This window comes from Cycloclasticus zancles 78-ME (genome assembly GCF_000442595.1).
GTDB classification, from domain to species: domain Bacteria; phylum Pseudomonadota; class Gammaproteobacteria; order Methylococcales; family Cycloclasticaceae; genus Cycloclasticus; species Cycloclasticus pugetii.
Genome location: NC_021917.1, coordinates 1,423,654 through 1,438,579 on the forward strand (window position 1 = coordinate 1,423,654; position 14,926 = coordinate 1,438,579).

Annotated in this window: 11 protein-coding genes; 5 read left to right on the forward strand and 6 right to left on the reverse strand. The window is 39.6% G+C overall.

Annotated features, from left to right (window positions below; genetic code table 11):
• Window positions 1-33 precede the first annotated feature (33 nt).
• Entirely contained in the window at window positions 34-378 is a 345-nt protein-coding gene (locus tag CYCME_RS06910) for a hypothetical protein (protein WP_020932588.1), read from the forward strand.
• A gap of 16 nt (window positions 379-394) precedes the next feature.
• On the opposite strand, the gene CYCME_RS06915 is transcribed toward CYCME_RS06910, so the two are convergent.
• From CYCME_RS06915 to CYCME_RS06935, 5 genes are all read right to left on the reverse strand, one after another.
• A complete protein-coding gene (locus CYCME_RS06915; protein ID WP_020932589.1) occupies window positions 395-3,397 on the reverse strand; it encodes a Tn3 family transposase in 3,003 nt (1,000 codons plus the stop codon).
• A 169-nt stretch (window positions 3,398-3,566) separates the two neighbouring features.
• Entirely contained in the window at window positions 3,567-4,415 is an 849-nt protein-coding gene (locus CYCME_RS06920; protein WP_020932590.1) for a sulfotransferase domain-containing protein, read from the reverse strand.
• Window positions 4,402-5,388, reverse strand: a complete 987-nt coding sequence (locus CYCME_RS06925; protein WP_041932924.1) for a glycosyltransferase family 2 protein — start codon at window positions 5,386-5,388, stop codon at window positions 4,402-4,404. The genes CYCME_RS06920 and CYCME_RS06925 overlap by 14 nt, the downstream gene beginning before the upstream one ends.
• Window positions 5,389-5,566: 178 nt before the next feature.
• Window positions 5,567-6,430: a hypothetical protein gene (locus CYCME_RS06930; RefSeq protein ID WP_144276108.1), complete on the reverse strand. Its 864-nt coding sequence runs from the start codon at window positions 6,428-6,430 to the stop codon at window positions 5,567-5,569.
• Window positions 6,431-6,535: 105 nt separating this feature from the next.
• The gene (locus tag CYCME_RS06935; protein ID WP_020932593.1) at window positions 6,536-7,471 is read right to left on the reverse strand and encodes a UDP-glucuronic acid decarboxylase family protein; all 936 of its coding nucleotides are present in this window, start codon (window positions 7,469-7,471) and stop codon (window positions 6,536-6,538) included.
• Between the two features lie 295 nt (window positions 7,472-7,766).
• On the opposite strand from CYCME_RS06935, the gene CYCME_RS06940 reads away from it, so the two are divergent.
• The 4 genes from CYCME_RS06940 to CYCME_RS06955 all read left to right on the forward strand — a co-directional run bounded on the left by CYCME_RS06940 (window position 7,767) and on the right by CYCME_RS06955 (window position 13,407).
• Window positions 7,767-9,728, forward strand: a complete 1,962-nt coding sequence (locus CYCME_RS06940) for an acyltransferase family protein (protein ID WP_020932594.1) — start codon at window positions 7,767-7,769, stop codon at window positions 9,726-9,728.
• Between the two features lie 218 nt (window positions 9,729-9,946).
• Window positions 9,947-10,909, forward strand: a complete 963-nt coding sequence (locus CYCME_RS06945; protein WP_020932596.1) for an IS1595-like element ISCza1 family transposase — start codon at window positions 9,947-9,949, stop codon at window positions 10,907-10,909.
• A 290-nt stretch (window positions 10,910-11,199) separates the two neighbouring features.
• Window positions 11,200-12,657, forward strand: a complete 1,458-nt coding sequence (locus tag CYCME_RS06950) for a hypothetical protein (RefSeq protein WP_144276109.1) — start codon at window positions 11,200-11,202, stop codon at window positions 12,655-12,657.
• An 87-nt stretch (window positions 12,658-12,744) separates the two neighbouring features.
• A complete protein-coding gene (locus CYCME_RS06955; protein WP_020932598.1) occupies window positions 12,745-13,407 on the forward strand; it encodes a ferric reductase-like transmembrane domain-containing protein in 663 nt (220 codons plus the stop codon).
• 208 nt (window positions 13,408-13,615) lie between these two features.
• Here the strand turns inward: CYCME_RS06955 and CYCME_RS06960 are convergent, their stop codons facing one another.
• Window positions 13,616-14,428: a class I SAM-dependent methyltransferase gene (locus CYCME_RS06960; RefSeq protein ID WP_189244271.1), complete on the reverse strand. Its 813-nt coding sequence runs from the start codon at window positions 14,426-14,428 to the stop codon at window positions 13,616-13,618.
• Between the last annotated feature and the right edge of the window lie 498 nt (window positions 14,429-14,926).

The window sequence follows — 14,926 nt, forward strand, 5'->3', positions numbered from 1 at the left end:
ATGTATAAAGAATAAAAATAGCGCGTCATCATTATGAAAAAACTCAAAATTGCTATGTTAACCACCTTTTATCCTCCTTATAGTTTTGGAGGTGACGCAATTGGTATACAGCGACTAGCAACAGCTATTGCGAAACTAGGTCACCAGATTACAGTTATTCATGATGTTGACGCATTCTCAACGTTGTCGAATGTAAAACCTGTAGATATTACTCATCCTGATAATATTACGGTTATTGGGCTAAAAAGTAATATTGGTTTTATTTCAAATCTACTTACACAGCAACTTGGGCGTCCAGTAATCCATCGTAAGCAGTTAGGGGTTCTGGGGACATTCCGTCCTAATGTAACACTTATCGCTACATCCTATGTATTATAGGGGCTACAGAGGAACCTTAATTATCATTTTGCACGATTGATTGCATAATCTCATCTAAATCAAGTGGGTTTTTTTCAAAGCTAAAGCTATAAGTTCCGTTCAAATTGATGTTGTGCCAGGCCACTGGGGAAACCTGCTTGATAATTTCGGACTTCTTATCATCTCCTTCGGCCTCAAAATGCTCAAGCAATCGCGTCAGTATGAGTGAATTAAAATAGATAATGGCGTTGGTTAATAGCCTGGCACATTCATTCCACAAAACAATTTCGTCGTCTGACTTCCCTCGGAAACGATTACCATTCACATGCGCAATGGCGCGGCGTAGTTGATGATAAGCTTCCCCGCGATTCAAGGCTCGCTGCACATAAGTTCTTAAACTAGCATCATCAATATAGTCCAATAAATACATAGCCTTGAGCATGCGATTATACTCCGTCAGAGCTTTCAATAAAGGATGGTTTTGACTGTAACCAGATAGCTTTCTAACGAGTGTTGCCTGTGTGATCGTCTTCTGCTGTAGCGAGATCACAATGCGTTGAATTGTATCCCATTCATCGATGATCAGTGCTGTATTGATAGGCTTTTTCAATGAAAGTGTCACCTTATTATCTTTTCCTTCATTGACATTAAATAGATCAGATATCACCGTTCCAAACTGTGCATAGCGCGGAGCAAAGGTATAGCCAAACAAGTCCAGCAGGGCGAAGTTCACATGATTAACCCCATGTGTGTCCGTTGATAATATATCCGGTTTAATTTCTGAAGTGTTGTTATGAAGTAAGTCCAAAATAAAATGTGATTCATGCTCGTTAGAACCAATAATCCTAGCATTCAAAGCGACATGATTGGCAATCAGGTTCATCGATGTCAGGCCTTTGTTCGTACCAAAATATTTCGATGAATATCGGGTTTTAAACGTCTCTAACCGGGATTCGAATTTTTGCCCATCGGCACTGGCATGAATGAGTCCTTCTTGAATATTGTAATGCCTAAAAATAGCTAACTTTGCTGTCGCATCGTTAATGGCATCATTGCCGAGGTTTAGCGTTTCAGGACGCAAATAATTGGCTTGTACTGTGCGTAAATGATCGTATGAGCGATCAGATATGCTGGCCATGCCATGTAAACCGTAATAGGTTCCATTACCAATGATGGCTGCCAGTAAATCATTCAAATGATTGTTTTGCCCTGACCGCACTTGCCGAACATGCTCAAAGTGCTTTAGAAAGCCTGTTTCCTGATGAACAAAGCGCAGCACATCAGCAACATTGATCGACTTCATGCGATCAAAAAATGGATTGTTTAATGCCGTTTTTGTGCCTGAATACGGCAACCGCCATTGAGTTTTTCCGGAGCGATTGCGTAATATTACGTTTCGATTATCACCCTCATCAATACGTTGACTGACTCGCTGTAACTTATCACGCATCGCCTGTTCCATTGATTTGATAAGCTGGGCAGACTCAGTATTCATGCTATCTAACAGGGAGTCTTTGAGCAATTTGTCTTTCTCTTCCCAAGGAATATCACCAACAAGATCATCGTGTAATGCCCGATATTTAATGGCTGTCGGTATAAAGAGCTGACCGTTCAATTTAGTTTGAGCGGATAAATACAGTAGCATCTCGTAACGTTTAAAAATTACGTTATTATCCGTATCTATCACATATAATTGATGTTTAGTTGGAATTAATCGTCGATCTGACGACGCTAATTCACCAGACTCTAACCACTCGCTCTGCATTGCCCCAAGCTGTGCAGCTAAAGCCTGTGTATTGTCTGATCCTTCAAATGTCAGGCATAAAAAAAGGGGGCGTATCAACTGCTCAATCAGATTCTCATGTTGATCATAGTACTCCCAGATATAATCATCTTTTGTGCGCTTTTGCTTTTTCAGATACAAGCACAGTGATTCTATTTCTCGCTCTCCAAGTAAGCTTTTTACCCGTTGTTTTATTTGTTTAAATGACACTTGATCATCAATGGTAGCATCAATAAAAAAGTATAGTAGCTCAGCGGCTTTGCTGACATTCGCCGCAGCGCCTTCCCAATCTTTATAGGCCATTTCTTTGGCGTATGTCTTGGCTTTTTCACGCAGTTTGCGAAGATGATAGATAAAACCATCGGCTAATCGCTCAATATTGATTTGTGCCCGCTCTTGAAGGTAACAAAGTAAATACAGCTGCTGTGTGCCTCGGTCGAAGCGTTTAAGTTTGGTAATAGAGTAGTAATCAACCATCGTCGCATAATGCAGTTGGTTTTGTTGCGATAGTGACAGAGCAGGTACCACCTGATTCACTTCATTCATCCAGGGCTGAATGAGCTTGTTGACGTTCAATTCTTTTTCTAATTCAGAGCCATTAAAACTTTTCGCTGCCTGTTTCAGTTCTTTGATCGTTAGTGGGCTTTCTCCATCAACCAAATCGGCTAGGTTAGCAGTCAATTCATCTGATATCGTTATTTTTAATGTGTCTGAAATACGCTTACGTTCCTGCTTTATGACCTGACTGATAATTCGCTGGAGTACGCTATATCTAGGGATAGCGATATGATTTCGGGCAAGGTATTCAGTGCAGGAATCAAATAAAAAACGTGGTTCAATCCAGGATTTAGCAACTTGTTGTAAGTAGGTAATGAGAGGTTTTTGATGCTGTTCCGCATCCCATTTTTTGAAGCCTTGCAGGTTGAGAATCTTGTCGTAGATGCGCGTTTTTTGCATACGGCTAACACTGAAACGCGGGGCTTTAAACTTGGAGAAATACTCATCAGCAATAAAAGCCAAGTCTGCCTGTAGCACCTTGTAAGTCAGGTTAAGTTGAATGGGCTTGATTTTAAAATAGCCCAGAAGAACGATGGCATAGCATTTATGATTACGATCCCTGATGGATTTAATGACGTCCTGCTCTAGGTCATTCAGCGCAAAACTGACACGTTTTTCTTCAAGTGACAGGCTGGGAACACCATATAAATCGTTAATTTCTGATTCGTGGAGTATGGTTAGGCGTTCTTTATAAGACATGGGCTTCTCGCAAAACCTGAAATACTACTATGAATTGAATATTACAGCGATTTTGAAGGTTAATGTGCCTCTGTAGGACTTATGATACCTAGGCTGTAGCGATAAGTGTTACATTATGACGGAATGTCCCCAGAACCCCATATGAAAATAACTAATATAGTTTATGTTATTAATAATTTATAACAGACTCACGATAAGTACTGCAGGTCAACTGCACTCCAAGCCAATCTGTTAGCTCAGCCATATCTTTATCAAAGAGTATAGTTAAATCTTCAAGATGTGCATTATCAATTTCAGGCCTTTTTTGCATACTCAGTTTACTTTTCACTTTGTTCCGTAAATTTTCTGGCACTAAACTCCGCCTCAATTGAGTCATCAGTTTAGAGTTAATTAAGAAGTTGTAGCCAGGAAATTCTCGTATTCTATTTTTAGAAACATTCTGAGATACTTCTTCAGTATGCCAAAGAACCTCGTTTTCATAGCCAATAAAGTTGGCCACTTTTTCTAGCTGCTTTTGTGGATAACAACGAATAGCTTCGGTAAATATTGGTAATACATTAGCATTGCCAAATTGTTTAAAATAAGGCGCTAACTGCTTCGCGTAACAGCTGTACTCTGTTAGCTCATCATATTTTTCAATTGCTTGATTAATGTCGCATTTAATAATATTTTGTGACCACAGGTGGATATAGTGCGACACTAATCTATCAATTGGGTGGCGCATCACATAAATAAGTTTGGGGCTTTCAACGCACTTAGCCATACGCTCAATTGTAAGCGGGTAATCTGGTAACTTAGTGTAATGGGTACTTGACTCACCACATATGTCATGAGGTTTTGCGTCAGTGAACAGGCTACTGTACCAATCCTCTCCCCTCCCGTATTCAGAATTATCACTAAAATAATTTGGTTCTTTAGGTGTCATCATAAAGATGCCCTGCTGCAACGCAAGCTGAGAATGTAGCGTGCTCGTTGCACTCTTCATAGCGCCAATAATAATAAAATCAGGTTTTGTCATAATTATCTGGATGAATAAATGCTCTTTCAGGTGAAAAGAAATTAGTCCAAATATCACACCACTGAAACTGTGAGACATTCGGGCAGTAGGAAGAAGAAAGCAAGCCTCTAAATGAAGAAACAAACCAGCCAAAAGTCCACAGTATGTTTGCGGTTAATAAGCCTAAAAAGCCATACAACCGATAAAAACATCGCGTTCTGGACTCATAATAATAACGGGGCAATCGCTTACGAAGCTTAGCCTGCGACTTAACGGGAGAACTTCCTCCCCTTAGGTGGACGACCTTAGCACTTGGGGTATTCAGTATTTTCCAGCCCTTTTTTTTTGCCCTGAAACAAAAATCCACATCTTCGTAATACATAAAATAACCATCGTCTAATAAACCTATGTCATGAAAAACTTCCGCCTTAATTAAAATGCAGGCAAAACTTGCCCAGTCATAATAATTCTTTTCGTTACGGATGGTTTGCGCAACTACAAAAGACTGCAACAATTTAGTTATCGCGCCTGTAGAAGCAGACGAGATCAGTTCGCTCATTGCTGTATGGAATTTAAAGCAACTCTCTTGCGGAGTAGTGTCTGGCCATTCTAGTCGCGGGCTAATCAAACCTGCAGATTCATCTTTATCCGCCACACCCAATAAGGTTGCTATAGCATTTTTTCGAACCAAGGTATCACTATTTAATAATAGAAAATATTCTGCTTCCACATGCTTTATACCAAGGTTATTCCCTCCAGAGAAGCCCGTGTTATCAGGAGATGAGAGTAAATCTATTAGCTCAGAGACTGATTCTTGATCTATCCAATTTTGGATTTTTTTACACGATCCATCATTCGATGCATTGTCAACAACAACAATTTTTGCATCTACACCTTCTAACTCGGGTATTAAGGATATTAGACAGTCTATCGTCAGTTGAGGAGTCCTATAGTTAACTATCACCACAGAAAGTTTATATATATTTTTTCTCATTACTTTAGTTTTCAAACATTCACTCTATAACTATTCAATTAAAACCTCTTTCAATAACCGACCCAAATAAAAGTAAGTGTATAAATCGAAAAAGCTATACCGACAATCTAATTTTTATTGTTATCTTTCTCACCGTTAAGTTGACATACCAACGCTTCAAAATTGCTCAAAATAATCTCTAAACCCAGTGTTTTTTACTATTTCCTTCACCCATTATTGAACCGATCCCTTCTCCTAAAGCCCAGTAAGTAGACAATAAAAAAATAAAAACAAATGATCTCAAAAAATATTTTAAATACCCTGCGCTTAAAGCATGTTTCCCTACCCGTAAAACTTGCATAAATGGAATACAAGGTGACAAAAATGCGCGTATTAATTTTGTGGTAAAGCCACTTCCCTTAACACGCATGCCTCCAAAGTAACGCCCATGAAAGAAGAAAGAGGGCAACGATCGTCTCATTGGTTGGTCATTTACATCATAAATATATATTCTTTCATCCCATACCAAAGAAGCACCATGATCTACCAAAAAAGGTAGCATTTTAAACTCTTCAATTTCGTCTGGAACACCTCCATAGGCTTCTGTTACTTTTGTTTTTTTAAATGAAATATTAACCGCTGGTAAATCTTTAACATTCAAATTGTTCGAAGGCATAAATCTCGCGTATTCACAAAATGATAGCGCCCACTCGCCTGCCGTTCCGCTCTGCCTTTTAACCGGGCCTCCAATAGCAATAGCATGATTTTTTTTGTGCGCATTAATAATGGATTCGACCCAATTATCTGATGGTAGACAAAAGTCTTCTGTCATAGCAACAAGTTCAGAAGTCGCATATTTAAAACCCACTGCTCGGAGATGGGGCACCATTGTCCCTTCCGCTTCAATCAATACTTTCGCACCTGCATTTTCAAATGGAGACACGTTTAAGTTTTGATTTGCTGTAACAAGAATGTATTCCACTTTATGCTGATTAAGCTTTATTTGATCTAAAAACTTATCTGCCGGGCCCATAGCACGAGACCCTGCAATAACAACACTCAATATAGGTCTGTCCATTATTTTCTTAAATTATTTAAATTTCTTAACTTCACGAAACAATCGCTTTAAAAATCCCAGATCTTATAAGTATTTCTTTTACCGAAAATCTTAAATTGTTGACCTAAAATAACTAATAGTTTGTTTCAAACCATCTTCCAAGTTAACGCCTGGTTGCCAGCTTAAATTTTGTTTTGCTAGACTTATATCAGGCTTTCTTTGTCGTGGATCATCGGCTGGGAGAGGTTTAAAAACTATCTTTGATTTCGACCCCGTTAACTTAAGAACCATCTCTGCTAATTCCAACATTGTAAATTCAGTGGGATTGCCGAGATTAACGGGGCCAGTAAAACCCTTTGGAGAATCCATCATTCGAACAATGCCTTCAACTAAGTCGCTCACGAAGCAAAAAGACCGTGTTTGCTGCCCATCACCATACATTGTTAGTTCTTTATTCGTTAAGGCCTGAACTATAAAGTTGCTAACCACTCTTCCATCATCCGGTTGCATCTTAGGTCCATAGGTATTAAAAATTCTAATCACCTTTACATCTAACTGATGCTGCCTGTAATAATCAAAAAAGAGTGTTTCGGCACACCTTTTTCCTTCGTCATAACAGCTTCTAATGCCAATGGGGTTTACTTTCCCCCAGTAAGCTTCAGTTTGAGGGTGAACTTCAGGGTCACCATACACTTCAGAAGTAGATGCTTGCAAAATTTTAGCATTCAAACGTTTCGCTAAACCAAGCATGTTGATGGCCCCGTGGACCGACGTCTTTGTCGTTTGTACTGGGTCTTTTTGGTAATAGACTGGTGATGCAGGGCATGCAAAATTATAGATTTCATCTGCTTCAACATACAGTGGGAACGTAACATCATGACGCATTAATTCGAATGATGTATTCCCCATTAAATGCCTAATATTATCTTTATTGCCTGTAAAGTAATTATCCACACATAGAACATCATGTCCCAATTCCAACAATTTCTCACACAAGTGGGACCCAATAAAACCAGCGCCACCTGTCACTAAGATTTTCTTACGCATCAAACATCTCCTCCTTGAAATCAGTAAAATCTAGATTCTTCATGCAACAAGCAGCCACTAGAAAAATTTTCTTATCGAGTATAAGGCCAAATAGCCTACACCAAACTATATTGGCAAGCGTGAGCGTGAGCTTGCCCTTCCTTGCAGTATAAAGAATTTTATGTTTTAAATATAGAATACAACGAGTTTTATAATCGAAGACTGCTATATTTTTTCACCTTTGTAGCGCCTAAAGCCAAATAACACGGATAGTTATGGTCAGCAAATTTGCTTCTATCAATAGTTTCTCCAGCCCATGCCGGAAATAAATTATCGGCGCGATATTGATGGCCTTAGGGCAATAGCCGTTCTTATCGTTATTTTTTACCACTTGGATTTTAGCCTTTTTTCCGGCGGTTTTATTGGTGTAGATGTTTTCTTTGTGATCTCTGGTTTTCTCATTACTAAAACCATTCAGCAGGATATCCGTGCTGACAAATTCACATTCACTCGCTTTTATGTAAAACGTATACGCAGAATCATTCCCGCTCTTTTTGTAACGACGTTAACGACCTTAATCATCTCACTTTACATTTTACCCGTAAATGAACTAAAAGAATTATTAGCCAGTATAGTGAGTGTAGCTACATTCACATCAAATATATTCTTCTGGCAGCATGTCGATTACTTTTCTACCGTGTCTGACCTAAAACCACTGTTACACACTTGGTCTTTAGGTATTGAAGAACAATTTTACCTTTTGTTCCCTGTTTTCATGTTTTTAACGGTTAATTTAAAAAACAATAGCATATTATTTATCGTCTTAATTTTACTTGCCAGCTCTTTTGCTTTGGGTGTTTCACCACTTGCAGCGCAGCACCCATCAGCCAACTTTTTCCTTCCTGCTACACGATTTTGGGAATTATTAGCTGGGACAACACTTGCCTTCATTCCTAGTAGATTCAATCTTCATAATATTTACCTAAAAAATTCAGCCGCTCTAATGGGCTTACTGATAATCGCCCTTGGAGCTACCTTGTTAAGCTACAAGAGCCTATTTCCAGGCATAAATGCCTTATACCCCGTTGTAGGCGCAATGTTGATCATACATTCTGGTAAAGGTGACAAGACTCTAATCGCCGCTTTTTTATCTATAGGTCTTATTAGATACATTGGTTTGATTTCTTTTTCACTTTATCTTTGGCATTGGCCCATCATTGCTCTACTGAAGAATGTTATTTTTGGCGAATTGACTATAACAACAAAATTATCGGCACTTACCTTAACCTTTGTTTTATCTGCACTAAGCTATCGTTTCGTTGAACAACCGTTTAGAACGAACCAACGATTAAAAGAAACTCTTCACATCAAATCAGGTTTAATTGCTTTGGGCTCTTTAGGTGCTATAGCAATAATAATCTTATTGTTCATTTTCTTCAGAGCCATAGATCAAGGCATTAAACCTACCCCAATGAATAAAGACTGCTTTAAAGACGAAGAAACCATAAAGAGCAGTGAAAATTGCAGCTTCGGTGACATTAAATCCAATCGTATATTTCTTCTATTTGGGGATTCTCATGCCGCCGCTATGTATCCAGCTTTTCACAAGCTGGCGCTTGATGAAAAATGGAGAGGTATCATAGCTTCTATCGATGGTTGCCCGCCATTATTTGGTATCTTCAGGCTTGATGGAATTGGTACTGCATCAAATTGTTCCGGAGTTTATGCCGACAATGTTAAAACATTTGTAACCAACAACAAAGAGCTTATTGAAGCTGTCTTTTTGACAGCGAGATGGCCTATATATGAAAAAGGGGCGTTCAAAAATGGTCGCCTTTTAAATGAGACCCATTTTCTGTCCGATCAAGATATGCGTAGCGAAAACGCTGCTGATAGCTCAAAGGTTTTACTAAAGGCGTTACGCCGTACTGTGAATTTTTTTAACGCTCTAAAAATACGAACCATCATTATAGAACCGCCACCTAAACTTAATCTGTTTATTAATAGCTGGCGTGAAAGAAAAGATGTACCCCGGACGGAATTTATTAAGAAAAGGCTATACCTACACAAGGCACTAAATAAATTACCACTTGTGGAGATCATTGACCCGATTAATATTTTTTGCCCTACAGAACGCTGCAAAATGTATGACGCATATAAACCGCTGTATACTGACGATAACCACGTAAGTCGTACAGGAGCCCTTCTCTTTTACCCTCTTTTGAAGTCTGTTTTAAACCAGCCCCCAAAATATAACGACGGAAATAGCAATGAATAGTCTAAACAACCAACTGAGAACGGCTATAACTCGACTCGTTGGTCTCAAAAAAAACGAAACAACCATTAGTTACTGTTTACTGTACTCGCTGGTTTTCATTGCTATTGCATTATTTTATTTACTTACCATACGAACAGGTTATAAATGGCTATGTCAGAGGAACCTGTTGCAAAAGTAGGACTCTAATAACTGAGTATGGTTATTGTGAGGTTATCGTCATGAAAGAACATGATTTCAGTGGGTTATTACAGAAGCTTCCCGATCTATCCCCAAGTCAGCATCAGCATCAGCGTCTTCACCAGTATTTCAAAACACATGACATCACAGCGTTTGACCTACTGGCAACCCAAGCAGCACCAGTACACTGCCCACATTGCCACACTGAGCAATTCAAACCCTGGGGGTCTAGCCACGGGCTACCGCGCTATCGTTGCACCGAATGTTCGAGAACATTTAACGCGCTCACCGGAACCCCGTTAGCCAAACTGCATAAGCGTGAGCATTGGGTGACGTATATGAATGCCTTGATAGGCGGGCTTTCCATTAGAGCTGCCGCTCAGCAATGCGGAATCAACAAAGATACAGCACTGTTATGGAGACATCGCTTTCTTCATGTCATCAGTCAGCACCAAGCCACACACGAACAAGGCATCGTCGAAGCCGATGAAACGTTCTTTTTAGAATCATTTAAAGGTCAAAGGCAACTCCACAGAGCGTCTCGAAGAAGAGGCGGTGTTGGCAAAACACGTGGCACCGGCGGTGATCAGATACCCGTTCTGATTGTTAGAGACAGGCATCAAGCTACTGCCAAATTTATTTTAAAACGTATTAATGCTGAGACCATTCGCCAAGCACTTCAACCGCTTATTGATAAACAGGCCGTACTTTGTACTGACGGCGCCGCTGTGTACTCTGCCTTTGCTAAAAAGACAGGGATAGCACATGAAGTTATCCATACCAAGCGGCCGCGAGCCCTTGGTGTGTTTCATGTCCAAAATGTAAATGCCTACGGCAGCCGGTTAAAAACATGGATGCGCCGCTTTAATGGCGTAGCAACAAAATACTTAGGGCACTATTTAGGATGGCGGTTACTACTGGAGCGACACCAGTCAGCACTGACACCCGAATTATGCTTGCTTGAAGCACTTGGTAGAGTTCCGCAACAGCTCTCTAGGACATAGCCTTATAAATGGGGCGGGGACTATAGCCAATACATCCATCATGCGAAAAACCTAGTGGAAGGGAAACCTTATCACCAACTGACCTGGCCATAATTTAGTTGCTTATATAATTTTTTTTAAATTTAGTGTATCTTCAAGGCCATCGCTAGATAACAGTATGGTTTATGGTTCGTAACAAGGAAGCTACAAAAGGTATTGTAAACACCCATTTAAAGTCGGCAAAAATACGGTCAAATACAAAAAATAATACCTTATTTAACATCGACGCCCGCTGGCTGTTTTGGCTTGTCGTGGCTATGATTGCTGCATTTTATATTCTGACCCTTCGCCCTGGGCATTACTGGGTTGGAGATGACCTGCAATATATTCGGCATGCGATAAATTTAATTGAAGGCAAACCGTATATTGACCCTCTCTACATTAATAATGCATTAGCATCTGTTGCACCCTCGGCTTACCCACCCATTTTCCCACTCATTTTATTCGTAATTTACGCCATATTTGGGCTTAACTTTGCCGCTATGAAAGTAGTATTAATTGGTTTTTTCATCGGTGCGTTAGTTGTCCTGAAGGCTATTTTTAAACAGCGAATTTCAGCTATTACAACGCTGTGCCTAATCCTTTTTTTAGGGCTAAATCCTGAGTTTTGGGATTTTAAAGATCGCATACTATCCGAATTTCCATTTCTCTTTTTTTCATTAACTGCCCTGTACTTAATGCAGCGAAATGACTCTAACCAAACATACAGTTCCGCAGCAATGCTCAGCCTGCTCATGTACCTGTCTTACGGTATTCGAGAAATCGCTCTTATTTTACCTTTAACCCTCATAACTTATGAATTATGGCATTATAGAAAACTAACTACGCACTCAATGTTCGCCATAAGCCTTTTTACATTACTTGTCTTAGCGCAACGATACTTTTTCGTATTCGATCCCACTCACTTTGAATTTGATCAGCAACTCGATTTACTGATTGAAGCAGGAGCAACCCCACCTACTACTTTTAGTTATATAAACTTAGACCCTGAAAATATTATAAAACAGGGCCAAAGGTACTTTTGGAGTATTTATCGCTTTCTACAGCTAAGACACCTACCTTTTAGTGGTTATTTTTATTTATTCGTAAATATTTTCGTACTAACAGGGTATATAACGGTATTAATTGAAAAAATAAGGTTTACTGAAATATATGTTGCAGGATATTTGTGTGCGCTTTTGCTTTTTGCTGGATTTGATGGTTTTAGGTATTTATTGCCTATCTTACCTTTTTATATTTTTTACTTATTCGTCGGAATATTAAAACTCATATCATTTAATCACCTCCTGAAAAAGACAGCACTGACAGGACTGCTATTAATGTTCGTGTATGCTAACTCTTTGTGTTTCTCGGATAAAGAATCTACTTTCCTGGGGCCAAATACACTCAGCACTAAAAATGATCAACTTTTTTCTTATGTATCTAATAATACCCTGCCAACTGATACTTTCGTCGCAAGAGACCCCAGAATTTTAGCTTTTTTTACGCGACGTCATGCATCTACATATCCTACGTCCAAAAGCAACCCGGAAGAGTTTATGAAGTACCTGCGGGTCATTAATACGAACTACCTTATTGCGGTTCCTCGCCCCTATGAACCTAGCTATAACAAAATATTTGATTTACTCCTGGAAAAATACCCTGACGAATTACAACTGGTTTTCGATAATGATACTTTTCGGGTCTACTATTTAACAAACAACAAATAAGAACAGCTAAATCAATATTTTAAAAACCAGTCTTCTTGTTATACACTTATATCTATGAAGAAAACTATTTCATTGGCTATAGCTTAAATGTCAAATACATACAACGCTAGATTAAAAAAGCCATCGCGTCTCATTTGGCATAGCGCGATTTTTTTTACCAGTGTCGCACTCATAACATTTTTCTTTATTATCGCGCCAGGCGAGAAAACAATATTTAAATTAAGCATTGGCACCGCGTATGCCAGTATGATTTTATTATCCATTACCTTACTGATTGGTCCTTGGAACATTTATGCAAAAAACAAAAACCCTCTTTCAAGCTATCCCCGTCGAGACATCGGAATTTGGGCTGGAATAATTGGCATCATTCATATTGTCATTGGCTTACAAGTCCATTTTGGCGGGGTGTTCTTGCGCTATTTTATTTATCCACCCAATGAACAACATATATTACCGATACGATATGATTTATTTGGGTTAGCTAATCACACTGGTCTAATATCTGGGTTAATAATGATCGTTCTATTGGCTATATCTAGTGATTTTTCGCTAAGAAAACTAGGGGTAAAAAAATGGAAAAAAACCCAGCGGTTTAGTTACCTTGGTGCCGGACTCATTATAATCCATGGCGTCATTTATCAACTTCTTGAAAAAAGAAATATGACGCTGGTTCTAATTTTTTTAACCGTTTTTCTAATCACGTGTTTTGCCCAGTTATACGGGTATATTAATCATAGAAAGCGAATTTAGTCACACGACTGGATATTAAAAGTTCATCAGCCAACAAGAGCCTTATACATGAATATTACAACCTTGATCGGTTGCATACCTCGAATGGAGATATGGCACCGATTAATTATGAAAATTCTCTTATTAATGTGTCCTGTTTTGCTTGACCAGTACACCATCGTTTCTGATCCCTTTTCTAAATACGTTCAGCGATCGTTCCTTCAGTGACTTATGACTTTTTGATACCGGTAAGGCGATAATAGGCGCCGAAAAATGGCATCAGCGGCTTTACTAGCCGCCAATCTATCATCGAGTTATAGATCCTAGCCAAGCGCGACTTTACCCCGAAAAACAAATTTAATTCCGAAACTGGGATGGGGGGGAATTTAATCTGTATTTCAAGATGCCGGCACCTTTTGAATAGCTTTCGAGCCTCAAATACTGAAAGTAGTCGCGTAAAATCATAACTTCTGCCGCTGACCAACTTAACCCAGTGATCTTGCAAAAAAACCGGCAAGTAGCCCACACCCCAGACGCCCACATGCGGCTCGGGTGACATGCTAAATCGATTCGGTGTGGTCAACGCAAAAACCCCTTCAGGTTCAAGGATGCGCTCTATTTCTGATATGTAAGTAAATTGATCTCCAACATGTTCGATAACATCCAGCGATATTACGGACCCTATGGAATCTGGTTTGATCGGCAAGTGTTCAGCATGGCCAGCCACCAAATTCGCATCTCTGCCCTCCCGTTGCGTGAGGTGCTTTGCGACGACAAGCCACTCAACAGAAATGTCGACACTGATGACTGGCACGTTATGGCGGGCCGCCGCGGCCATTAGTTGACCAGGACCACAGCCGATTTCCAACACAGGACTTTCCATTTCAACAAAGGGTTTTAACCAGCTTTCAATACTGGCTTCACATTTGTCTACGCCAGATAGAACCTGCTTCAAGCGAAATTCGGCTTTCTGATCATCAAACTGCCTAGAGACTTTGAAGACCCCGAGGATTGCAGCCTCCAGTCCGTGTGAGTGAACCAATGCTTCAGTTTGAAGAGCTCTCAGACGATCAGTTTCATAATCGATCCAAGAAGGCTTTTTAACCCGAAGATCTGGAATTCCAGCAATGATCGGAAATTCATCATTGCACCCTGTGCATCTGATCAAATCAGCCGACTCTTCCAAGTCCGCGTGACAGTTAGGGCAGCACCAAAACATAATTCCTCTCCTGCACTTACCAAAAGTTCTAATAAATCCTGACAGTTTTAATCATAAAACACGATCTTTGCACCAACTGGCGTCACAATTCGCGACTCCCGATAGGCTACAAACAAACGGAGGTTTTACAACTGATTAAGTTCTTAAATCGTAAACCAAGAGTATAGGAAGTATAAACGTCATATTATATTCAGGCAAGTGTAATCCCCCCTTTACTAACCGAAGTTAAAAGTAGAGGTTAAGCTGCATTAAAATGACCATCAAAACGTCGGTTATTTATTGGGGGGGATTACATTAGCAAATTCTTTTCATTTTATTGAT